Below are 19,946 nucleotides of genomic sequence, written 5' to 3' on the forward strand. Positions count from 1 at the left end.
CTCCCTTAAAATATATTGGGGGTTATCCTTTTTTTTATCTGGTGTCTGTAGTATAGATTCACTCCCCCATAGAACAAATATGTAAGGGGTTGCCTTAAAAACTCCTTCTTTATGATGTTCCTCCTAAAAATCGATCCCAGAGTAAAAAGGGATTCATAAAGATTCCAGTAGGCTTCAGTCAATTCACTGGATGTCATATTGGCTGGAGTGTAGACAGCACTGGTTCCGTCATAGGAATAGATATCCCTGTTCTCAAGCCTACCCGCTTCCTGTATCTCTTCAAAGAATTTTGTCCCTGGAAATGGAGTGAGAATATAGAATCTAGGCACTGATATCTTGTTTTCTTCAATAAAATCCCTTGTCTCCTTTATTGACTTAAGGGTATCCCCTTCTCCCCCAACAACCATCTCCGTTGATACATCGATTCCATGGCTTCTTATGTTGTCGATAAGTTTAGTGTACTCTTCAGGATTTGCCCATCCCTTATTCATGGCAACAAGGCTCTCCCTGGATATGCTTTCAAGACCAAAGCTTAATGTTGTGCAGCCACTTTTTGCAAGGGCTTCAAGAAGGCTATCCTCCCGTCCTATTCTTATGTCACACTGGCTCATCCACTTAAGGTCAAGCTTTTTAAGCACCTGCAGTAGTTCTCCAAGATACTCCCTGTCAGAAAATATATTATCATCAAGAAGTAGCGCCTTGTTGAATCCCAGTGATTTTATCTGCTCCAAATCCCTTTTTACCTCATGTAGCGGCTTTTTTACATAGCTTCCCTTGTACAGGCAAGCAACTGAACAAAAACTGCAGGTATTGGGGCAACCCCTTCCTGCCTGTACAGGAAGAAAATCCCCAATCTTCTTGTTTGTCACCAAGTCAAATCTGGGCTTTGGGGTCGAAAACCAGCCTTTTTCAAGTGTTTTTTTGTAGTGTGGCTTTAATTGTCCAGCTTCAAAATCCTGGATCAGATCCTCCCACACCAGTTCTGCATCCCCTTCTACCAAGGAGTCACAGTGTTTCATGGCTTCCTGTGGCATAATGCTTGCCATATAACCGCCCATAATCACTGTCTTTCCCCTTTTCCTGAACTCATTGGCAATATCGATTGACCGAATGACACCGTGTCCCATTGTACTGATTCCAATCAGGTCTGCATCAGTATCGTAAGGAATATCCTCTATTATTTCAAATATGAGTTCAACCTCCCAGTCAGGTGGTGTCATGGCAGCAAGTAGTGGCAGCGAAAGTCCAACAAAATATAGTCTTTTCTTTTTTATTGGCATCTTATTACTGTCATAAGGACTTGGCTGTATTAAAAGCAGCTTCTTCATCAGTATCCCCTCGCTATCTTCTTCCAATACTGAAGGCTTACCATCTGGCTTCCCTTGAGCATCCTTATATTTGCAGCTACTCCATATTCCTTAATAAGCCTAATGATATTTACAGGTCTTGTAACAACACTGTAATAGCTTAGGAGCAATCTTAAGTAGAACATCCTGACACTCATCTTTTCAGGTTTTAAGACAACATGGGCCATATCAAACACATGGTGTTCTGTCCTGTCATAAAGGAGCTTGTCCCTGTACTTATCGAAAATTTCAGTTCCCGGAAGTGGTGTCAGAGGCTGCAGATTTACAAATGTCACTTTTTGTTTTCTAAGCCATCTTGTCAGTTGCCTGAAGTCATCCCTTGAAAAATCCAGTGGAACTATCATGGTTGCATAGAGCTCGATACCAAGTTTATTAAGTGTTTCTATACATCTTTCATTGATTTCTCTTGATGTCTTCTTATTATAGTCCACAAAATCGGATTCCCTGATTGATTCTATCCCTACTATTACAGCTCTTAGACCCACATCCTTGAGGAGTTCCATAATATCCCTATTCTCCACAATAAAATCTGCTCTTCCATATACGAGAAACTTCTTGTCTATTCCCTCTTTTTTAAGCAGTTCCGCAAATTTCAACAATTTTTCCCTTCCAAATAGAAAGTCATCATCAACTATATATATTTCTTCCTCGGGTATTTGCTTTATTTCTTCTATTACGGATTCCATTGACCTTGAATGGTAATTTCCATTTGTTATCTCCTTGCAAAAGCAGAAGCTGCAGTTGTATGGACAACCGTAGGATGTCTTAATAAGGGCACAGGGATTATGAAACATGTAGTAATAATCTTTTCTATACCTGGATACACTGCTTCTATCTGGTGTATTCAGAGTAAAATCAAGTTCCTTCCTTGAAATCTCAAAATTATCTCTTTTAATCTTCTCCAGGGTTTCTCCCGATAGCAAACCTCTTAAAGTACTTTGAAATGCTTCTACTCCATTTCGTCCAAATACCAGGTCAATATTTGGGTCCAAGAAGTCCTCCGGAACCACCTCACCGTGCACTCCTCCAACACCAGTTATGGCATCTGGCAGATGAGATTTCGTAAGACCAGCCATCTCCCTGATGGTTCCTACATGGGTAATATATCCTGTATAAAGCACCATATCCGGTTCCTTTTCCTGGAGTATTTCTCTGAAAGTTTTCTTTTCAAGAATCATATCAACTATTTCACCCTGGCATATTCCCTTCAATTCCTCCGGAATATTTGAAACAAGGTATTCAAGTTCAAGGGGTTCGCATATCATTACATGCTTTAATCCAATTGTTTCCTTGTGTGGCTTAGGTCTTACAAGCAGTATCTTCATCATATCCTCCCAAGAACATAGACAGAAATAGTAGGCATGTAGAAGCTTTCTCTGATGATATGCCTCGATTCAACCGCGAAATTCCCCTTGATCATATCTCTGAATTCTTCATCTGAAGGGTACTGTGCAGGTCCTGTTGTAAGTTTTACAAGTGACATGACCATTTTATCGTATAGATTGTTTGCACTTGCAAATGCAATTATGAATTTCCCTTCAGATTTTACGAGCCTGTTTATTTCATTGAGTACCTTTATTTTGTCTCTGTAGTATGGAAATGAATGAGTACAAGCCACGACATCATACTTTTCTTTTATTTCCGAAAGATTCTCTGCATCAAGAAGCAGATGCCTGGCTTCTTTATTCTTCTTTTTTGAAGCTTCAAGCATTCCTCTTGAAAAGTCAACTCCAGTAATCCTGGCATTCTCTATTCTTTCCTTAACCAGATTTATCAGCTCTCCAGGCCCACATCCAATATCAAGAAAACTCATTGAACCAAAATTGAATTCCTGCTGTATTATATCCACTACATATTCTCTTGTCGGTTTAAGGGATTCTTTCTGTACCCAGAGTCTGTGATACCTCTTTGCCCAGAAATCCCAGATAGCTTTTTTCATTTTATTACCTCGCAAATATATATTTCCAGATTCTCCTGGATAGGAGTAGTCTAGCATGACTTAAATAGAATAGTATATAGAATATTGGTTTCGGTAGTTTTGACGGCAGTACAAGATGTAGAAAATCAAATTTTCCAGGATCCTTTGTAATCAACTTATTATTGTACTCCTCAAACCCATCGCTTCCCTGCAGGGGCGTAAATATTGAAATCGTATAAAGATCCAATCCGTTCTTACCAATAAATCTCCAGAGTCTTAAGAACTCCTTCAGGTCGTAGTCAGGATGAACCATAAAAAGAGCCGTAAGAGAAATATTATTCTCCCTGAGCAGACTTATGGCATCTGAGTAGATGCCGTTTGCCATTCTCTTGTTGTAGTCTAGAAGCTCCTTCTCATCAGGAGTCTCAAATCCAATGATAACCTCGTGAAGTCCTGCCTTATATAATTCAGGCAAAAGGTACTTTTCACCAGCTATGAAATCCGCTCGCAGATAGGCAATGATACTCCCTGTAAAACCAGTTTCATTTGACGCCTTTATGAACTGGAGTGCATCCCTTGTATCAGTCAATAACACATCATCGACAATCCAGAAATTATCAGCGTCGATTTCTTTCATTTCACCAAACATTTCCCGGAAATCAGGCTTGACGTATACATTATCATTAAGGCTTCTGCAATAGCAATAGGAGCAGCCATATGGACAGCCTCTCCCCCCCTTTATTAACGCCAGGTCCCTCTTGTCTACATATCTTAGTTTTTGCCTGTGTTTTTCGAAGAATTTTCTTGAAGGATTTACTTTCTCCGGATACTCTACAGGAATCGTATTTCCCAGACTCCATTTCCCTTCTCCTATATTAATATCAACCCCATCGATTGATTCAGGCATTTCCGCCTTATTGATTATTGATACTATATCCCTGAATGCTGTAAGGTCCTGGGAATGAAATACCAAGTCAATATTCTCCTGTCTAAACTCAGTTCTATTAAGCTGAATATGAACACCCGCTACCATTACAAGAGTCTCTTTGTTTCTCTTTTTCCACCATGCAGCCCGTAATTTGATCTCATCCTGAGCTGTATTGTAGCCTGTAAGGATGACCAGATCAGGAATTTCATTCTCAGGTTCTTTAAGCTTAAAAAGAGGATCGACCATTCTGTTTTTAATTCCCATCTTATCAAGCACTGATTTTAGGTACAGAAGTTCAAGAGGTTCAGTAATTATGGGTTCAAAAATAGAAAACACAGTCCGCTTCCTTACTTTTTCAAGAAATATCAGCATAAGGATCCTCCTTGAAAACCCTGTGATTTATAGGGTATGATTTGTAAGAGAACATAGGCAACAACTTCCTAAGAACCAATCTTATAATCCAGTTGTGGTGATGGATAAAAAGGTATCTCTCCCTCTCCTCACAGCCGATCTTAAGCTTGCTTTCCTCAGATGTCTGCCCAAAGTCTATTTCATCCACACCATTTTCTATTCCCATCTGGATTATCCAAAGGAGCATATTGAAGTATAAATCATACTTCTCAACATTTTCCCTCCTGAATCCACAGAATAGGAATACAAGTTGCCTATCCTGAATACTGGTCTGAACAAATGCCAGCAGGTCGCCTTCTTTTGACCTGAAATCGTATATGTCCCCATCGTATTCCTTGAAAAACTCAATTGGGAGAATTTCCAGAGGATGCTCTGACCTGTCCAAAACATCCCTGTATAACAGATAATGCTCTGTCGTGAAAATACTTTTTTGGATTGAAATCAATTGTCTCACCTTCAATGCCTTGCTTATCCTTCGTCTGTATGGACTTCTTAATGCTGACAGATAATCATTGAAGGCTTTAAAGTTGTTTTTGAAAACAAATGTAGATAGGGTTTTTGCAGTTGTGGAAAAGCTGTTATTTCCATTTAGCACTATCCATAGCCCTTTCTGTCTGGACAGAAAACTCTCAACATCAGCTTCATCACCCAAATATCCTGGTCTTGAGACGGATATGGGAAGCCCCACAACATTTGTATTTACCTTAAGGGAAAGCTTTCCCCAAAGATTTAAAATATCCATTTTTAGCTTGTAGGATACTATAAGTGTTGAATTCTCATAATGATATTTCTGTCCACAGGGATTGACTTTTTGAAGCAGCATCAAGAAGTCTTTGAAATTCCCATCTATATTAAGATCATTAATCTGTGAACTCTCTGAATCCCTCACTAGACCAGCTCCTTTACATATGCGGCAAAGGTCTTTGACACTCCGTCCGACCATTTGTCTCCAAAGGATCTGGATCTGAGATTTTCCTTTAAAACCCATCCCGATTCAAAATATCTGTACCTTCCCTTTGTAATTCCCTGACAATAATCAAAAAGGGCAAGTATTGCTCCTTTTCCCTGTTCCTCCTTGACAACTCCCATCTCCACAATCTTAAAGGTGTCAATTTTGTAAGGATTAAGCTTATAGCTTAATACAGTTCCTGCACCTATGCTTCTCTTCTCACTCATTACCTGGTGAAAATCCGGATACCAAAGCATAAAACCTACATCCCTGCCATCTCGCTGAACAAATAAAAGGTTCTCAGGCTTCAGCAAAAATCGAAAATCCTTAAAGAGCTCCAAATCTTCTTCCTGCACCCTTCTATAATAAAAAAGATGATCCTTGAATGAATCGTTATTTATTCTTGTATATGTAGCTGACTCTTCCTTTAGTTTCGAAAAATCAACCGGACGAACAGAATATTTGCTTCTGACCCTTTTCTTCAATGTCGAAGGCAGCAGGGTCTCCAGACTATCCATATCCTTCTTGAATGTTACCATCTCAATTCTCATGAAATCATACTCTTCAAAGTAAGTGTGGATATGAGGCTTGTTGTGAGCCATTCCAAAGCTCTGTGGCTTTTCGTAGCCCTCATATAGATATCCCAGGCCATAGTTTACATGGATATTAAGAGAGGCGCTTATTTTACTTGAGCCATATTTTCGCGCAAGTATCAGGGATTCCTCCATAAGAAAACTGAAAGCTTCCATATCATACTCTGGTGATTCAAAGAAAGCTATTTGTAAGTAATCAGCCATCCTATCCACATGGGCAAGAACCGCCACAAGGACAATCTTATCATCATCCATAACCATTACCGGATGAGCTTTTACGGCCTTTGAAAGCTCAGAGCTTTCAAAGAGAATCCCTTTAAGGAGCCCTGACATTGAGTCCCTTTTTAGTGGATGATTTCTATACTGATCTATGTAGAAGTCAAGAAATTCTTTCTTAAGTTTTTTTGTGTCAGCCTGGATCAAACTTTTCATAACATACCTCATTTCCTTCACATTGATTATACCATGAACACTCTGATATTTCGCGTTACAATGATGTAACCTAGAGGCAATTGCTGTATAATTAAGAATAAGAAACTAAAATGGAGGTATAAATATAAATGGATATTAATGTCCTTCTGGAAGACAATGAAATAATTGTAGTTGATAAGCCACCGGGAGTACCTTGTCAAAGTGACAAGACAGGTGATATGGATATGATGACAGCTCTAGACAGGGAATATCTCGGAGTAGTTCACCGACTGGACAGACCTGTAGGTGGTGTGATGGTTTATGCAAAAACCCAGAATGCAAACTCATGGTTGTCCAAAGCCATATCAGACAGGGCATTTCACAAGGAATACCTCGCGGTGGTCTGTGGCAAACCTGATCTTGATAACGAAGAGCTTGTAGATTATCTAAAGAAGCTTAGGACAGTTAATATGAGCAAGGTTGTTTCAGAAGATGACAATGGTTCAAAAAAAGCAATCCTTGAATACAGACTTTTGGAATCTGTTGACACCGATGAGTTCGGAAGCTTGAGTCTTCTTCATATAATCCTACAAACAGGTAGGCACCATCAGATTCGGGTGCAACTTGCAAATGCCGGTTTGCCCCTGTGGGGAGACACCAAATATAACAAGGCCTTTACAAAACGGAAGGAATGGAGCCAGATTTCGCTCTGGTCACACAGACTCAAATTCAGACACCCAGGAGGAAGAAAGGTTTCCTTCTACTCTGTTCCCGGTCATATCTTTCCCTGGAATCTATTTCAAATGCCAGATATATAATAATATGGAGGGGATCAAGAGTGAAAGAAGTATATTATACCGAAAGATTGATTTTAAGAATCCTTGAACCAAAAGATGCAAAGCTTGTTCTTGACTACCTTATAAGAAACAAGGACTTCCTTCGGGAGTGGGAAACAGATCGGTCAGATTATTACTACACTCTCTCCAATCAAAAGAAATTGTTGGGAAAAGATTATGAAAGATATATTGAAGGTCTAATGCTTAGGCTTTGGGTTTTTAAAAAGGATGAACCAAAAAAGGTTATTGGCACTATTGCTTTGGATAATATAATAAGAGGCCCTTTTCTGTCATCCTTTATTGGCTACAGGCTGGACAAGGACTATCTGAACCGGGGATATACAACAGAAGCCCTGCAGAAGCTTATCCATATAGCCTTCGATGATATGGGGCTGCACAGGCTTGAAGCAAATATTATGCCCAGAAATTCAAGGTCTCTTAGGGTTGTTGAAAAACTTGGATTTGAGAACGAGGGGATATCACGAGATTACCTGAAAATCAACGAAAAATGGGAGGACCACATTCATATGGTCCTCCTGAATAAGAATATTTAATTCTATAGTCTACAGCTCAAGGATTAGGTCCTCAAGCTTCCTTTTTGGTACATGGTGTACTCCCTTTTCATCTCTCCAGTATTTGATATCGCCATCTGGACCGAGTTCCTCAAGGACTACCTCCTCCTTGGGCTTTCCTAGTGCCATTACAAGTATTATTTCGTATCTGTCGGGAATATTTAGCTTGTTCTTTAGGTTTTCTTTGTGAAAAGCTCCAAACATGCAGCCTCCAAGTCCCTTTTCTGTAGCCCCAAGAAGTATGCTTTGGCAGGCTATCCCATGATTCCAGTAGATATTGCTGCCGATTTCCTTGTCGGCAACCATAACAAGGTATGCAGATGGCCTTTCCTCTTCAACTGGTCCATCCCAGTCCTTGAGATATGCAGCCCACTTCAATTCTTCAAATATCATCTGGTTTTTTTCAGGTGTATTGGATATTATGTATTTCAGCTGCTGCAAGTTGGCTCCTGAAGATGAAAGCCTAGCAAGGTCGATTAGCTCCTTCAAGGTATCTTTGCTGATTTCTTCATCTCCATAAAATCTTCGATAGGTTCTGTTTTTCAATACCAGGTCTTTTAACATTTCAACTCTCCTCTCTTTATTACGGTCTCTTACTCTAGATTATTGATCTTTAGTCTGTATCTTATAACATAAGGTATAACCCCAATTACTACAAATAGATATCCAAAATACATCAGAGACGCCCATAATATAGTTGGTGTAACAGAGTTCACAAACCTTGTGAAAAATACAGGCAAAATTATTAGGACTGAGACACTTATCCTGAAAATCGTCCTGAATTCATGTATTGCTCCACAGTTAAAGCATATAATATCCTTGTATCCAGACCATATTGATTTTTGAATGGATTTGTATCTAAACTGCGTTCCACAGTTAATGCACTTTTGAACTTTCATATGAACCTCCCTCATATTAGCTTGTAGTATTCATTGAATATAATTTCATTTACTCTCATACTACCCTATTTATAGCTATTTACAACATCAGAAACCTGCTCCTGTAGCTAAATATTGCTCCATATCAAATTATTAAAATGTGAGTTGAGAAATTCATCTGTTATTTCAAGCTCATTAAAGGTAAAATAAAAACAAGGAGCAATCAATTAAAAAGGAGGCTCGGTAATATGATCCAAATTGATGAATCTGCCCGACTGATTGGCAGAGCAAGACTTGGCAGGGATTCCTACATTGCACAGGGTTCAGTGGTAAGATCAAATGACAACTCTGTTGAAATTGGAAACAAGACATGGGTTCTTGAAAATTCGGTGCTTTTAGGCACAAGAAAGAATCCTCTTAAGGTAGGTAGCAAGACTGTATTTGGTCACAAATGCATTGCCATAGGTACAGAAATCGGAGATTTATGTGAAATTGGAAATGGAAGCACTTTCCTTCCAGGTTCAAAGGTGGGTAATATGTGCATTTTTGGTGAGGGAACCTTAATACCAGAAGATGCAGTTATACCAGATGAATCAGTTGTAGTTGGAAGGCCTGGACGTGTTATTAGAAAGCTTACTGAAGATGATAGAAATATGATAAAAAGGATGAGAGGAAATGATACCTCTATTTCTCCATTTGAGGAGAATATAATCGATATTGATGGCAAGGAGAGTGATATTATGGGAAAACTATATACTTTAGACGGCAAGTATCCTAACGTTTCGGACTCGGCATACATATACAACTCAGCTGAAATAAACGGAGATGTTGAAATTGGGGAAAACTCAATTATCGCTTCTGGAGTAAGAATTATTGGGAATACCCATGGTCCAGTAATAATCGGTGCTAATGTACAAATCCTCGAAAATACAGTACTCCACCTTCTTCCTGACAATCAACTCATAATCGAGGATGATGTTACAATCGGACCGGGATGCATAATTCATGGCACAACGATCGGCAAGGGAAGTGTAGTTGAATCAGGAGCTATTGTCTGTGACTACAGCAGGCTTGGAAGCAATACCCTTGTTACATCCGGGTCCCTTGTCAAGCAGAGGAGTGTCTTTGAAGATAATGAGATTCTTGAGGGTTTTCCTGCTAAATCTGTGGGGACAAATGAGACTACTCTAAAAAGACCTGACTGGGCAATAAGATTATAGCTTTCGATAGAACCAAAAAGGTCTGTATGGAAATATTTCATTCCATACAGACTTTTTTCTAAACTAAATTCAATATCTTTCTGGCTTCATCAGTTGTGGCGATTGGTCTACCAACAGCCTTGGCAATATCTACCACCCTTTGGACCAGCATCTTGTTAGTAGCTGCAATTCCCTTCTCAAATTCAATCGTGTCCTCAAGTCCTGTCCTTACATGACCACCCAAGGCAATGGCCATGGTAATCATCTGAACCTGTGACCTTCCAATTCCTGAAACCGTCCAGGTTGATCCCTTTGGAAGACTTTCAACCAGGAACATCAGGTTCCTTGGAGTGCCTGGCAATGATCCCTTGACATCCATTACCAGATTGAAATGAAGTGGCCCCTTGAGAATTCCCTTCTTCTCAAGGAAAAGTGCATTTGATAGCATTGCCGTATCAAATATCTCTATTTCCGGCTTTATGTTATTATCCAGCATCTTTTGTGCAAGTTCTTTTATCAAGTCAGGCGAATTGGCGTTTACACTTGATGGGAAGTTTGATGAACCAGTAGCAAGACTTGCCATTTCCACGTTAAGGTCAAGCATCTGCCCTCTCCAGTCGACTGTATTTTCTCCACCTCTAGCACCAGTTGAAAGCTGTTTGATTATGTCAATTTTTTCTTCATTCATTCCATTTACAACCTTCTCGAACAGATCACGTCTACTGGTAGGCATTCCATTTTCATCTCTTACATGTATATGTGCTACCGATGCACCAAGCTCGGCACAAGCCTTGGCATCTGAGACTATTTCATCTGTTGTTACGGGAGTGCTTTCATTAAGTTCTTTGGTTGGCACATTACCAGTCAGTGCAATTGTTACAATAAGTTTTTCCATGACAATCCCCTTTCAAAACCTTATACTAAAGGCTATCGCAGACTTTGTTGATTCCATTTTCCATCTTTTCAAACAATGTGTCCACTTCTTCTCTGCTTATATTTATCGGAGGTGCTATTAGAACATGGTCTCCCTTTCCATTTGCAGATCCCCCACCTGGATATAGGACCAGTCCTTCTTCCATACAGGCATTGTTTATCTTTGCATTCATCTTCATTGAAGGATCAAATGGCTCCTTAGTTTCCTTGTCCTTTACAAACTCCATTCCAATCATAAGTCCTTTTCCTCTTATGTCTCCAACTATTGGATACTTGTAAAGGTCTTGCATCTTCTCGATCAGGTAATCTCCCTGAGCAGCTCCGTTTTCAATAAACTTTTCTCTTTCAATTATTTCCATTACCTTAAGTGCAATCCCACAAGATAATGGATTCGATGCATATGTGTGTCCATGAATAAAGTTTCCTGTTCCTTCAACCATAATCGCATTAAATACCTTTTCATTGCAGACCGCAGCTCCCAGTGGTGTGTACCCGCTGCTTAGTCCCTTTGCAACTGCTATGATATCAGGCTTCACATCGAAATGCTCTGAGGCCATTGTCTTTCCCGTTCTACCTGAACCAGCCATAACCTCATCCATAATAAGCAGGATATCGTACTTGTCACAGATTTCTCTTACCATATCAAAGTATATTTTCTCAGGATATGCTCCAGGTGCAGCAGATCCAATTACTGGCTCTGTTATAAATGCTGCGATATTCTGTGCTCCGTGTCTAAGTATTTCTGTTTCCAGTTCCTTTGCTGCCAGAACACTTGTCTCATAAAGCGTCTCTGCTCCCCACGGATTTCTGTAGTGGTAAAACTGAGCTATTTTAGGGAAGTTTGTAAGCATAGGGTCGTAAATCTTTCTTCTGCCGATTGTTCCAGTCATTGAAAGCGCACCCAATGTTGCCCCATGGTAGGAATTCCACTTGGATATAACCTTCCACTTGCTTGACTGTACTCCATCTCTTTCAACAAAATATTGTCTTGCCATCTTCATTGCAGTTTCTGTTGCCTCTGAGCCACCTGATACAAAGTATACGTATTCAAGTCCATCAGGACACCAGCTGGCAACCTTTTCAGCACAGTCCTCAATAACATCAACTGTCCATCTTGAAAGGTGTGTAAACGCTATTCTTTCAGTCTGCTCCTTGGCAAACTGAGCAATCTCCTTGTTTCCATGGCCAATGTTTGCAACAGCCGATCCGGAGCATCCATCTATATACTTCCTTCCGTCCTCGCCATAAAGGTATATGCCCTCTCCTCTTTCAATTCTGGGATAATGCCAATTCTGGTTTCTGTAAAAAACGTGATTTTTAGGTGCTTTATTTAGACTCATTTCAATCCCCTTTCTTCAGTTCAATGGTTTGTAATTGAACTGAATACAAAAAATCCAGCTTAATCGAGTCTCAATTATATCAGACTAAATACTTGAAATAATTGATTCATATTTTTCAACAGCTTTTTTGATGGCTACCATTATTGCCTTCTGAGCCGATCCATGATATCTTTTCCCGATTTCATCCAACAGCACATTAAGATTATCCTCATATATATTGAATCCTACTACTATGTTTATCAGAAATTCTGCAGCAACATCTGTCAACAATGTAACCGAGGCATTCTCAATTATACCTGTTTCAGTGCTTATTATGAGTCCGATATCAAGAGACTTGTATACATTTTCTGATGGAGTTCCAACAGGTAGCTTTGCATAGCTACTTACATAAATGGTATTTTTGGAATATTTCATGGTATCACTCTCCGTTTTTTTCTTTATATTATCTCATACACACCTCCCTTTTGGTAGTGTCCCACCTTAGCATTATCGGTAAAAAAAAACAGCCCAAAAATAGTGTTTACTATTTTGAGCTGGGTTTTACCGGATTATGGCTTCACGGGAAGTGAAACCCTCATGGCAAAGCAACTAATTCAATATTCTGTTTTCTTTAAATTACTATATCACAGTACATTTACCTATACAAGAAAAGATTGTTAAATTTTCTATAAATTTTCATTATTTAAACTTATAAAGATTCAGTCCAACTTCATCATTGAACTCCCTGTCCACTTCCCCATCAATTGACTCGATTAGAAACTCTCCCGTAGCGCTTATGACTCCTCTTGAAAAATGACCTCCCAGGATTTTATACTTGTCATCACCTAGGGTTATATGCAAATGAAGATAAGTCTCACCATTCATAGTTGAGATATTTCCAAGAAGTGAAGTGATTTCATAATCACCTTCCAGATCAACTGAATGATACTCTTTTTTTGCTGTTTCAAAAAGTCCCACAGTCGCTTCTCCTACAGCTCCGATTCCCTTTATCCATCCAAGCCTTATTTCATGTTGATTACAAAACTCCTTAAGGGTCTCAACAATTTCCTCTCCCTTGTCCAGTCTTACTATATACTTGTTTCCAAACTTTGTAAATTCCATAAGATCACACCTTTCAGATTCTACTTCTACCGTTCTATGTAATATGACAAAAGTGACAATCCAAGATTTGCTATTGCAAGAAACATAAATATGAGATCCATACTAAAGTCACTTGTTTTAAACTTATCTGCATTTTTATCTGGAAACATGCTTTCAGTGAATTTGGCGGCCAGAAATTTTTCTGATCTTCCTCCAATTCCCATTGGACTTGCACTTCCGCCTATCCAACGAAATGCGAAAAATGTACCAAATACAACAAACCAAACAAAGAAGAACATCTCACTCATTCCAAAACCACTTCTATAAAAAAAGTATAGCTCAATAATAACTGCTGGCACTAATATTTTTAGGGTGCTCTTATGGCTTTTTTTCATCCTTTCACTCCTTTGGCTTAAGCTTTAGAATCAAATATTCTGGTTATTGTCCATAAAGATATTCCACAATTGCGGAATAGAAACCATATATTGAAATTCCTAGTAAAATAACTCCTGAAATCCTAATAAAAAATATCCCTGCTCCGCTTAATTCATAATTACCTTTGTACATCCACTTTCTACCAAACATGTAGAATTTCGCAGGATAGAGTAGCTGAAATACTCCCACGATCACGAAAATCAATGCCATTGTAAGAATATAGACCATAAACTCTCCTTTGAATTAATTCATCTTCACAGTAATATCAACCCGGAAATATTACTTGGACTTATTAAAATACTATCAATCATAATGATAATACCCTATCTATCAACAAAATGTTCAATTTTGAATATTTTCCTTTCACTCAAGTCCAAACAGGTGAATCAGGGGCCAATGGACCCGTCTCTGCCAATCAAGCTCTGTGTGCCCCGCTCCCATTATCCAATGAGCTTCAATGTTCTCTTTTGAACCGTCGCATTTACTTAAGATACGCTCAACCACACTATCAAAGGATCTATCCAATCCTCCCTCCTTGGTTCCCATATCTATCCAAATACGACTATTGATTATGGCATCCTGGTTCATATCCACAGTCTTTAAATTTGCCCTGGTGCCCCACCAGAAGGAAGGGGATATTATTCCAAGCCTTCCGAACACATGGGGATTTCGAAATCCTATGTTGAAGGTTACCAGCCCGCCCATTGATGATCCCATCAGACCTGCATTTTCTGGACCGGACAATGTCCTGAAATTTGAATCTATAAAGGGTTTAAGCTCCTCAATCAGGAACCTTTCATATAGCTTGCCCTTTCCCTTTATTCTCTCTCTCTTGAACCTACTATTTGTATGGGCATATTCGCTGAGTCTGTCCTTTTGCATATTGTCTATTCCAACAATAATAAGCTCTCTAATCATTCCCCTCTCAACCAGCTCATCGAGTACTTCATGTACACTCCATCCGACTCCAGCATAGGCTCTTTCTCCGTCAAAGATATTTTGCCCATCGTGCATGTATAGGACAGGATATGACTCTTCCGTGGATCCATAATAGCTTGATGGTATATATATGTTGATTTCCCTGGTGTTATTAAGGCTCCTTGAGGGAAATTCCTGGATTTTTATCATTCGCTCTTCCATGTGGTTCATCCTTTCATCCTACGCATTTATCATCTGCCAAAACTTAGTAATAAATAAAAAGGCATCCATTTCCATGGGTGCTTCTTGTAACCTTGATAGGACAAATAACCTGTCCGAGACCACTGAAAAACGATGTAAAAATATGTAAAAATAGCAATAAAAGAGTGTAGAAATAAAGAAAAATCCTCCTTAATTTGGTATAATGTAATTGTCAAGAAAACATAACCAAAAGGAGGATTTTCAATGCTTAGAGATCAAAATAATCAGTTAAGCATCTACTCAATATTATACAATAAAATACCAGAGAATCATACTCTTAAATTACTGGATAACGCTATCGACTTTGGCTTCATTACAAAATCACTGGAACAATCATACAACAAATTTTATGGTAGACCCGCAAAGCATCCAGAACTTATGCTAAAACTATTAATACTCCAATATCTATATAACCTGTCAGATGAAAGAGTCATAGAAGAAGCCTCTTTAAACCTAGCATATATGTGGTTTCTTGGTATCAATCCTGATGAGACATTGCCAGACCCAAGTTTACTATCTAAGTTTAGAGTCCACAGATTACAGGAAGTAACGTTAGATGAAATCATTGTTGAGATTGTAAAGCAGTGCGTAGAAAAGGGAATTATTAAAGATACAGGAATAAGTATAGATGCAACCCATACAAAAGCCAATACCTTTAAGGCTACTCCAGAGAGGGTAATTAAGCGACTAGCGAAGAAGATTTTTAAAACCTATGAAAAAGAAGTAGGCTTACTTCCAGAAGAAATCAATCAGAGCATACCCGATTATAAGGAAATATCAGATAATAAAGAGGCTAAGCGAGTAATGAAGGACTATCTGGAATCTGAAATGAATAAAATTGAAAGTGCTATTATACTTAAAGAGTGTCCCAAGACAAAAAAGGTTTTGGAAAATGCGAAACAGATTTTAGAAGATCCAAAATTTATTGAGCAGCGAGGAGCACGCTCTATTGTCGATCAAGATGCCCGCGTAGGGCATAAGAGTAGAACAGATCACTTCTTTGGGTATAAAGATGAGTACATAATCACAACAGAAAATCGAATCATTACAGCCATTACAGTAGCTGATGGAGCATATGTTGATGGTACAAGATTTAATGAATTGATTGAATTAACTAAGAAAACTGGACTAGAGATTAAAGAAGTATATGGAGATAAAGCATATTTCAAGAAGCCAATATTGGATAAAATAAATGAAATAGACTCAATACCTTATATTCCAGTAAGTGAAATGGCTTACAAGATAGATGAAGAAAGATTTGGTTATAATAAAGATTCAGATGAATGGTTCTGTAATCAAGGGAATAAAACGGCAAGAAAGAAACATAGAAATGATAAAAGTGGTAAACAGACATACAAATATTACTTTGAAAAATCAATATGTAAAAATTGCACTCAGAGACAGGAGTGCATTAAGAGCTCATCTAAAGTAGCTAGAATTTTGGAGGTAGGAATAAATACACCCGAATTTTATGGTTATAGCCAGCAACAGAAGACAAAAGAGTTCCACAAAAAGTATAAAAAAAGAGCTTGTCAGGAATGGAAAAATGGAGAGATGAAAAATTTCCATGGACTAGATCGTGCCCGGGGGTATGGTCTAGGGAGTATGTCCAAACAAGCAAAATTAACTGCAATTGCAGTTAATTTAAAGAGGATAGCAGCAATACTATCCTCTAAATTATTGACAAAATTCAATTTTCCCTTAACAATTTTCGATATATTTACCAAAAGAGTAAAATTTGATTTAATCTTGGTTTAAAAAGTAGACTTTTTCAGTGGTCTCAACCTGTCCCCTTGTCTTACCCTTGTCTTACTGCTTGTTAACCTTGTCTTAGTCTTCAACTTTCTGTTATCTTCTCAAAAATAATTTCAAAATCTGTGGGTTTTCCATGCCCATTATATTTTATTGGAAGAACTTGTACTAATCTCCAACCTTCCTTACTGTATTTATCAATAATATCTCGATGATTTGTTTCCGTAAAAAATCCTCCTAAAGTCGCCTGTACATATTTATATTCATACATTAGATTGTCCTCCATTGCTTGTTATATTAAATCTTATCCTACCATTACAACCCATTTAACAAATACTGTAATCTCTATTCTATATAGCTATGTAATCATGCTTGCAGAATTGAGATTTCGGATAGTTTTTGTCATGGATTCTTCCACAGCTTGGGCACTGATGCACATCCACCTCAATACCGTTTGCGAGCCTATGCAGCAATATCTCTGCTTCGCCAATTCTTAAATTTAGACCTTTTCAACTTACACTACCGATCCGAATCTTAGACAGTTTAACTTGTTAGCCATAAATTCTCCTTTCTAGATTTTTATACATAATAATATGCGGCCCAATAGGCGGATAATCAAATACTTTACCGTATGCTTCAAACCCCAATTTTCTATAATACTCTTGCACATCGGTTCTGCCTTTACACCACAAAAAATTTACTCCCTGCTCTTTAATAATATCTTCAGCGTAATTAACCACTAACCTACCGGCACCTAACCTTCGAAAATCTTCAAGGGTTGCCATGGCTCTCAACCGATATTGCTTTTCAACAGGAAATTCAGGATGCCTTTCCATGCAAAAAGAAGCAACGCTTATAAGCTTACCCTGGTAGAAAGCTCCGACATGAAATGTGTTATCCCCGAAGTCTGTATCATATTTACAATCTTCTAGTGTCTGGTGTGGACGCAGAACACTATGTCTGATGCTGTAAGTCATTCTTGGCTCAATTCTTCTAATTTCAATCATGGTTCTACCCCTCTTTTATAATAGATACACTCTAGTTCTTCTAATATTTTCCGCTTCCATATGAATGTTTCATAACTTCAGATACAGGATTATATTTATAATGTACGGCAATAATAACAGACCGATTTCACGGTTACTTTATCTTATATCGAACAGAAACACTACAAACCAAATAAAAAATCAGGATGATAATACCAAAAGGCAATTCAATATTGATAATTTGTCCCGTGTCCTTAGTGCTCATATAAATCATATGAATTCCAGGCAGCATGCCCAAAACTCCTCCAAAAGCTCTATTGTTATTTAGTAGAAAGCCGCTTACTAAAAACAAAGTCATCCAAACAAGCACAATTGGTGAAATTGGATCAATTCTAAAAGAGGTTGCCAACCATCCAAAGATAATCGCCAATAGAATTGCTGGTATATAAAATACTAATTTCTTCACAGGGATTGCCTCCATAAATTTATTTTTACTAGATATTATATAAAAATTGTGAAGCAAGTCACTCTTAAGTATTATGGAAATTTGATTACAATCTATAGATAAGTTTAGGAGTTTTATTTCCCTTTGATATTAATGAATCTACTTGACTAAAAACAGTTGCTCCCAATCTCAAATAGAACCCTCTTGCATCTGGACTAGTTATAATTGTAAACTCTCCAATGCCTAGCTTTTTACATTCTTCAAGAGCATGCTTCCATAACATTTTGCCATATCCTTTTCCAATATACGCAGGCTCTATAAATAGATATTCTAATGAGACCTCATCATTATCTAGCAATATTCCATAAAAACCGATTATTATTTCATCGTCCTTTAGAATATAAGTTGGATTATTTAATATAAATTCTTCAGTAATTAAGTATATTCTCTTGAATTTATCCATAAAATCTGAATCATATCCCCAATAAGATTCAGATCTGATTTCTAGACTAGCTAATAAATCTATGTCCTTTGGCGATGCACTTACTATTTTGTTCATTGAATAACATCTCCTATTCTAAAAAAATTATTAACCATAAAAACATTTTTGATAAAAATAAGCAGCAAATTAACACAAGTATAATTCTTTAACTGACATTATAGCCCTACTTTATATACGCGTATATTTAACATTATTCTACTTATGTGAATCATTAAGCTCTGTTTACAACATTATACCATTCATGCGAGATATATATGCCATATATCTGGAATTATTGATGCTTCAATTTTCTCAAAATGCATCCTTAAACAGAGGACAACTGCCTGAATTAAAGTGGGAAAATAAATAAGAGCAAAACGCAGGGTTTAGCTGCGAATTACTCTTTAGTGTTTAGAAGTTTATTTTTGGGTTAAGAACTCTATTTTATTGGAACACAACAATTGTCCCTGTTTAAAAATCCCCTTCCTTTTCACTCTTCCCCTTCCTACCCACCTCAACCCCTCTCCTTCACTACATCTCAGACTCTTTTCCTCCATTTTTCTGTCTAAATGTTCTTCCTTTTCATTTTCATCTTTTTACCTCAAAACCCCCTCCTTTTGGAAGAGTATTTAGACAAATTGGCTAAATGTTCTTCCCTGATAAAAAGAATAAAAACATGTGAAAGAGCACCTGGAAAAGAAATCAGGATAAGAGGAATTTGAGCAGGAATTAGAGCAGGATAAGGATCATGGCACTTGGCACATAGTGCCAAGCTAAGAAGGAGAAAAAGAAAAGAGGAGCAATCCCACGAAACCCTAATTCAAGCCTCTTAGAAGCCATTACAGCTCCTTAGAATCACACTTAAGGGAGGAGTCTTCCTCCCTTCTTTGACAGCCACGCTTCGACTGATCTCATCAGAGATTTCAGGCGGAGTGGGCGCTGTTAAAGGAGTATTAATAGCAGCTGTAAATGTGCAGTTTCCTGCTACTAAATCCTGCTCTTATCCTGCTTTTAAGAGGCGGAAAGAGAGATTGAGAAGGCGGATCGGCGCATTGCGCCAGCCTTAGAATGGGAAGAAGATGAGGATGAATGAGTTGGAGGCGGGATGGGAAGCTGTAAGTGTTCACTCATATCACAGAAATTTATGGATCAAAATTTCTGTGTTGTCATCAGAACAATCGAGTAGGAGGTAGATGATTATTTCATCTACCGACCTCTCACAGCACCGTACGTACGGTTCCGTATACGGCGCT

23 protein-coding genes are annotated in these 19,946 nt (G+C 38.2%); 4 read left to right on the forward strand and 19 right to left on the reverse strand.

Annotated features, from left to right (window positions below; translation table 11 throughout):
• Positions 1–5: 5 nt before the first annotated feature.
• The 6 genes from ACOEN1_RS02945 to ACOEN1_RS02970 are packed head-to-tail and all read right to left on the reverse strand — an operon-like array spanning position 6 to position 6,598.
• Positions 6–1,328: a B12-binding domain-containing radical SAM protein gene (locus tag ACOEN1_RS02945; RefSeq protein ID WP_422484924.1), complete on the reverse strand. Its 1,323-nt coding sequence runs from the start codon at positions 1,326–1,328 to the stop codon at positions 6–8.
• Positions 1,328–2,692, reverse strand: coding sequence for a B12-binding domain-containing radical SAM protein (locus tag ACOEN1_RS02950; RefSeq protein ID WP_422484925.1), 1,365 nt, complete (start codon positions 2,690–2,692; stop codon positions 1,328–1,330). Before ACOEN1_RS02950 ends, ACOEN1_RS02945 begins: the two co-directional genes overlap by 1 nt.
• Positions 2,692–3,306: a class I SAM-dependent DNA methyltransferase gene (locus ACOEN1_RS02955; RefSeq protein WP_422484926.1), complete on the reverse strand. Its 615-nt coding sequence runs from the start codon at positions 3,304–3,306 to the stop codon at positions 2,692–2,694. The genes ACOEN1_RS02950 and ACOEN1_RS02955 overlap by 1 nt, the downstream gene beginning before the upstream one ends.
• A gap of 4 nt (positions 3,307–3,310) precedes the next feature.
• A complete protein-coding gene (locus ACOEN1_RS02960; protein ID WP_422484927.1) occupies positions 3,311–4,585 on the reverse strand; it encodes a B12-binding domain-containing radical SAM protein in 1,275 nt (424 codons plus the stop codon).
• Complete coding sequence (locus ACOEN1_RS02965; RefSeq protein WP_422484928.1) at positions 4,569–5,513, reverse strand: hypothetical protein; 945 nt, start codon at positions 5,511–5,513, stop codon at positions 4,569–4,571. Before ACOEN1_RS02965 ends, ACOEN1_RS02960 begins: the two co-directional genes overlap by 17 nt.
• Positions 5,513–6,598 (reverse strand): hypothetical protein, encoded by a 1,086-nt coding sequence (locus tag ACOEN1_RS02970; protein ID WP_422484929.1) that lies wholly within the window; start codon positions 6,596–6,598, stop codon positions 5,513–5,515. The genes ACOEN1_RS02965 and ACOEN1_RS02970 overlap by 1 nt, the downstream gene beginning before the upstream one ends.
• 128 nt (positions 6,599–6,726) lie before the next feature.
• On the opposite strand from ACOEN1_RS02970, the gene ACOEN1_RS02975 reads away from it, so the two are divergent.
• Entirely contained in the window at positions 6,727–7,395 is a 669-nt protein-coding gene (locus ACOEN1_RS02975) for an RluA family pseudouridine synthase (RefSeq protein WP_422484930.1), read from the forward strand.
• A 20-nt stretch (positions 7,396–7,415) separates the two neighbouring features.
• Positions 7,416–7,967 (forward strand): GNAT family N-acetyltransferase, encoded by a 552-nt coding sequence (locus ACOEN1_RS02980; protein WP_422484931.1) that lies wholly within the window; start codon positions 7,416–7,418, stop codon positions 7,965–7,967.
• A gap of 9 nt (positions 7,968–7,976) precedes the next feature.
• On the opposite strand, the gene ACOEN1_RS02985 is transcribed toward ACOEN1_RS02980, so the two are convergent.
• On the reverse strand, positions 7,977–8,549 hold the full coding sequence (locus ACOEN1_RS02985) for a nitroreductase family protein (protein ID WP_422484932.1): 573 nt from the start codon (positions 8,547–8,549) through the stop codon (positions 7,977–7,979).
• Positions 8,550–8,578: 29 nt separating this feature from the next.
• Positions 8,579–8,884 (reverse strand): TIGR04104 family putative zinc finger protein, encoded by a 306-nt coding sequence (locus tag ACOEN1_RS02990; RefSeq protein ID WP_422484933.1) that lies wholly within the window; start codon positions 8,882–8,884, stop codon positions 8,579–8,581.
• Positions 8,885–9,111: 227 nt separating this feature from the next.
• Between ACOEN1_RS02990 and ACOEN1_RS02995 the strand changes: the two genes are divergently transcribed.
• Positions 9,112–10,083: a DapH/DapD/GlmU-related protein gene (locus tag ACOEN1_RS02995; RefSeq protein WP_422484934.1), complete on the forward strand. Its 972-nt coding sequence runs from the start codon at positions 9,112–9,114 to the stop codon at positions 10,081–10,083.
• A gap of 58 nt (positions 10,084–10,141) precedes the next feature.
• Here ACOEN1_RS02995 and ACOEN1_RS03000 read toward each other — a convergent pair whose 3' ends face one another.
• The 7 genes from ACOEN1_RS03000 to ACOEN1_RS03030 form a co-directional block, all read right to left on the reverse strand.
• Entirely contained in the window at positions 10,142–10,957 is an 816-nt protein-coding gene (locus ACOEN1_RS03000) for a 3-keto-5-aminohexanoate cleavage protein (protein WP_422484935.1), read from the reverse strand.
• Positions 10,958–10,982: 25 nt separating this feature from the next.
• Positions 10,983–12,335 (reverse strand): aspartate aminotransferase family protein, encoded by a 1,353-nt coding sequence (locus ACOEN1_RS03005; RefSeq protein ID WP_422484936.1) that lies wholly within the window; start codon positions 12,333–12,335, stop codon positions 10,983–10,985.
• 84 nt (positions 12,336–12,419) lie between these two features.
• Positions 12,420–12,749 carry a DUF3870 domain-containing protein gene (locus tag ACOEN1_RS03010; RefSeq protein ID WP_422484937.1) on the reverse strand — a complete coding sequence of 110 codons (330 nt, stop codon included), beginning with the start codon at positions 12,747–12,749 and terminating at the stop codon, positions 12,420–12,422.
• Between the two features lie 264 nt (positions 12,750–13,013).
• Positions 13,014–13,436, reverse strand: coding sequence for a PPC domain-containing DNA-binding protein (locus ACOEN1_RS03015; protein WP_422484938.1), 423 nt, complete (start codon positions 13,434–13,436; stop codon positions 13,014–13,016).
• 26 nt (positions 13,437–13,462) lie between these two features.
• On the reverse strand, positions 13,463–13,810 hold the full coding sequence (locus ACOEN1_RS03020; RefSeq protein ID WP_422484939.1) for a hypothetical protein: 348 nt from the start codon (positions 13,808–13,810) through the stop codon (positions 13,463–13,465).
• A 43-nt stretch (positions 13,811–13,853) separates the two neighbouring features.
• Entirely contained in the window at positions 13,854–14,078 is a 225-nt protein-coding gene (locus tag ACOEN1_RS03025) for a DUF6199 family natural product biosynthesis protein (protein ID WP_422484940.1), read from the reverse strand.
• Between the two features lie 135 nt (positions 14,079–14,213).
• A complete protein-coding gene (locus tag ACOEN1_RS03030) occupies positions 14,214–14,999 on the reverse strand; it encodes an alpha/beta hydrolase (RefSeq protein WP_422484941.1) in 786 nt (261 codons plus the stop codon).
• 234 nt (positions 15,000–15,233) lie between these two features.
• Here ACOEN1_RS03030 and ACOEN1_RS03035 point away from each other — a divergent pair, with 234 nt between their 5' ends.
• Entirely contained in the window at positions 15,234–16,787 is a 1,554-nt protein-coding gene (locus ACOEN1_RS03035) for an IS1182 family transposase (RefSeq protein ID WP_422484942.1), read from the forward strand.
• A gap of 79 nt (positions 16,788–16,866) precedes the next feature.
• Here the strand turns inward: ACOEN1_RS03035 and ACOEN1_RS03040 are convergent, their stop codons facing one another.
• The 4 genes from ACOEN1_RS03040 to ACOEN1_RS03055 all read right to left on the reverse strand — a co-directional run bounded on the left by ACOEN1_RS03040 (position 16,867) and on the right by ACOEN1_RS03055 (position 18,771).
• Positions 16,867–17,052 (reverse strand): DUF4177 domain-containing protein, encoded by a 186-nt coding sequence (locus ACOEN1_RS03040; RefSeq protein ID WP_422484943.1) that lies wholly within the window; start codon positions 17,050–17,052, stop codon positions 16,867–16,869.
• 280 nt (positions 17,053–17,332) lie between these two features.
• A complete protein-coding gene (locus ACOEN1_RS03045) occupies positions 17,333–17,788 on the reverse strand; it encodes a GNAT family N-acetyltransferase (protein WP_422484944.1) in 456 nt (151 codons plus the stop codon).
• A gap of 133 nt (positions 17,789–17,921) precedes the next feature.
• Positions 17,922–18,233: a hypothetical protein gene (locus ACOEN1_RS03050; protein WP_422484945.1), complete on the reverse strand. Its 312-nt coding sequence runs from the start codon at positions 18,231–18,233 to the stop codon at positions 17,922–17,924.
• Between the two features lie 85 nt (positions 18,234–18,318).
• On the reverse strand, positions 18,319–18,771 hold the full coding sequence (locus tag ACOEN1_RS03055; protein WP_422484946.1) for a GNAT family N-acetyltransferase: 453 nt from the start codon (positions 18,769–18,771) through the stop codon (positions 18,319–18,321).
• Positions 18,772–19,946 lie beyond the last annotated feature (1,175 nt).

The sequence above is a fragment of the Gudongella sp. DL1XJH-153 genome, assembly GCF_049310905.1.
In the GTDB taxonomy this organism is placed as follows: Bacteria; Bacillota; Clostridia; order Tissierellales; family Tissierellaceae; genus Gudongella.

What these genes read in the sequence shown, in the direction of transcription:
- ACOEN1_RS02945 (WP_422484924.1), bottom strand. Translation starts at nt 1,328, where the DNA reads ATGAAGAAGCTGCTTTTAATACAGCCAAGTCCTTATGACAGTAATAAG.
- ACOEN1_RS02950 (WP_422484925.1), bottom strand. Translation starts at nt 2,692, where the DNA reads ATGAAGATACTGCTTGTAAGACCTAAGCCACACAAGGAAACAATTGGA.
- ACOEN1_RS02955 (WP_422484926.1), bottom strand. Translation starts at nt 3,306, where the DNA reads ATGAAAAAAGCTATCTGGGATTTCTGGGCAAAGAGGTATCACAGACTC.
- ACOEN1_RS02960 (WP_422484927.1), bottom strand. Translation starts at nt 4,585, where the DNA reads ATGCTGATATTTCTTGAAAAAGTAAGGAAGCGGACTGTGTTTTCTATT.
- ACOEN1_RS02970 (WP_422484929.1), bottom strand. Translation starts at nt 6,598, where the DNA reads ATGAAAAGTTTGATCCAGGCTGACACAAAAAAACTTAAGAAAGAATTT.
- ACOEN1_RS02975 (WP_422484930.1), top strand. Translation starts at nt 6,727, where the DNA reads ATGGATATTAATGTCCTTCTGGAAGACAATGAAATAATTGTAGTTGAT.
- ACOEN1_RS02985 (WP_422484932.1), bottom strand. Translation starts at nt 8,549, where the DNA reads ATGTTAAAAGACCTGGTATTGAAAAACAGAACCTATCGAAGATTTTAT.
- ACOEN1_RS02990 (WP_422484933.1), bottom strand. Translation starts at nt 8,884, where the DNA reads ATGAAAGTTCAAAAGTGCATTAACTGTGGAACGCAGTTTAGATACAAA.
- ACOEN1_RS02995 (WP_422484934.1), top strand. Translation starts at nt 9,112, where the DNA reads ATGATCCAAATTGATGAATCTGCCCGACTGATTGGCAGAGCAAGACTT.
- ACOEN1_RS03000 (WP_422484935.1), bottom strand. Translation starts at nt 10,957, where the DNA reads ATGGAAAAACTTATTGTAACAATTGCACTGACTGGTAATGTGCCAACC.
- ACOEN1_RS03005 (WP_422484936.1), bottom strand. Translation starts at nt 12,335, where the DNA reads ATGAGTCTAAATAAAGCACCTAAAAATCACGTTTTTTACAGAAACCAG.
- ACOEN1_RS03010 (WP_422484937.1), bottom strand. Translation starts at nt 12,749, where the DNA reads ATGAAATATTCCAAAAATACCATTTATGTAAGTAGCTATGCAAAGCTA.
- ACOEN1_RS03015 (WP_422484938.1), bottom strand. Translation starts at nt 13,436, where the DNA reads ATGGAATTTACAAAGTTTGGAAACAAGTATATAGTAAGACTGGACAAG.
- ACOEN1_RS03020 (WP_422484939.1), bottom strand. Translation starts at nt 13,810, where the DNA reads ATGAAAAAAAGCCATAAGAGCACCCTAAAAATATTAGTGCCAGCAGTT.
- ACOEN1_RS03025 (WP_422484940.1), bottom strand. Translation starts at nt 14,078, where the DNA reads ATGGTCTATATTCTTACAATGGCATTGATTTTCGTGATCGTGGGAGTA.
- ACOEN1_RS03030 (WP_422484941.1), bottom strand. Translation starts at nt 14,999, where the DNA reads ATGAACCACATGGAAGAGCGAATGATAAAAATCCAGGAATTTCCCTCA.
- ACOEN1_RS03035 (WP_422484942.1), top strand. Translation starts at nt 15,234, where the DNA reads ATGCTTAGAGATCAAAATAATCAGTTAAGCATCTACTCAATATTATAC.
- ACOEN1_RS03040 (WP_422484943.1), bottom strand. Translation starts at nt 17,052, where the DNA reads ATGTATGAATATAAATATGTACAGGCGACTTTAGGAGGATTTTTTACG.
- ACOEN1_RS03045 (WP_422484944.1), bottom strand. Translation starts at nt 17,788, where the DNA reads ATGATTGAAATTAGAAGAATTGAGCCAAGAATGACTTACAGCATCAGA.
- ACOEN1_RS03055 (WP_422484946.1), bottom strand. Translation starts at nt 18,771, where the DNA reads ATGAACAAAATAGTAAGTGCATCGCCAAAGGACATAGATTTATTAGCT.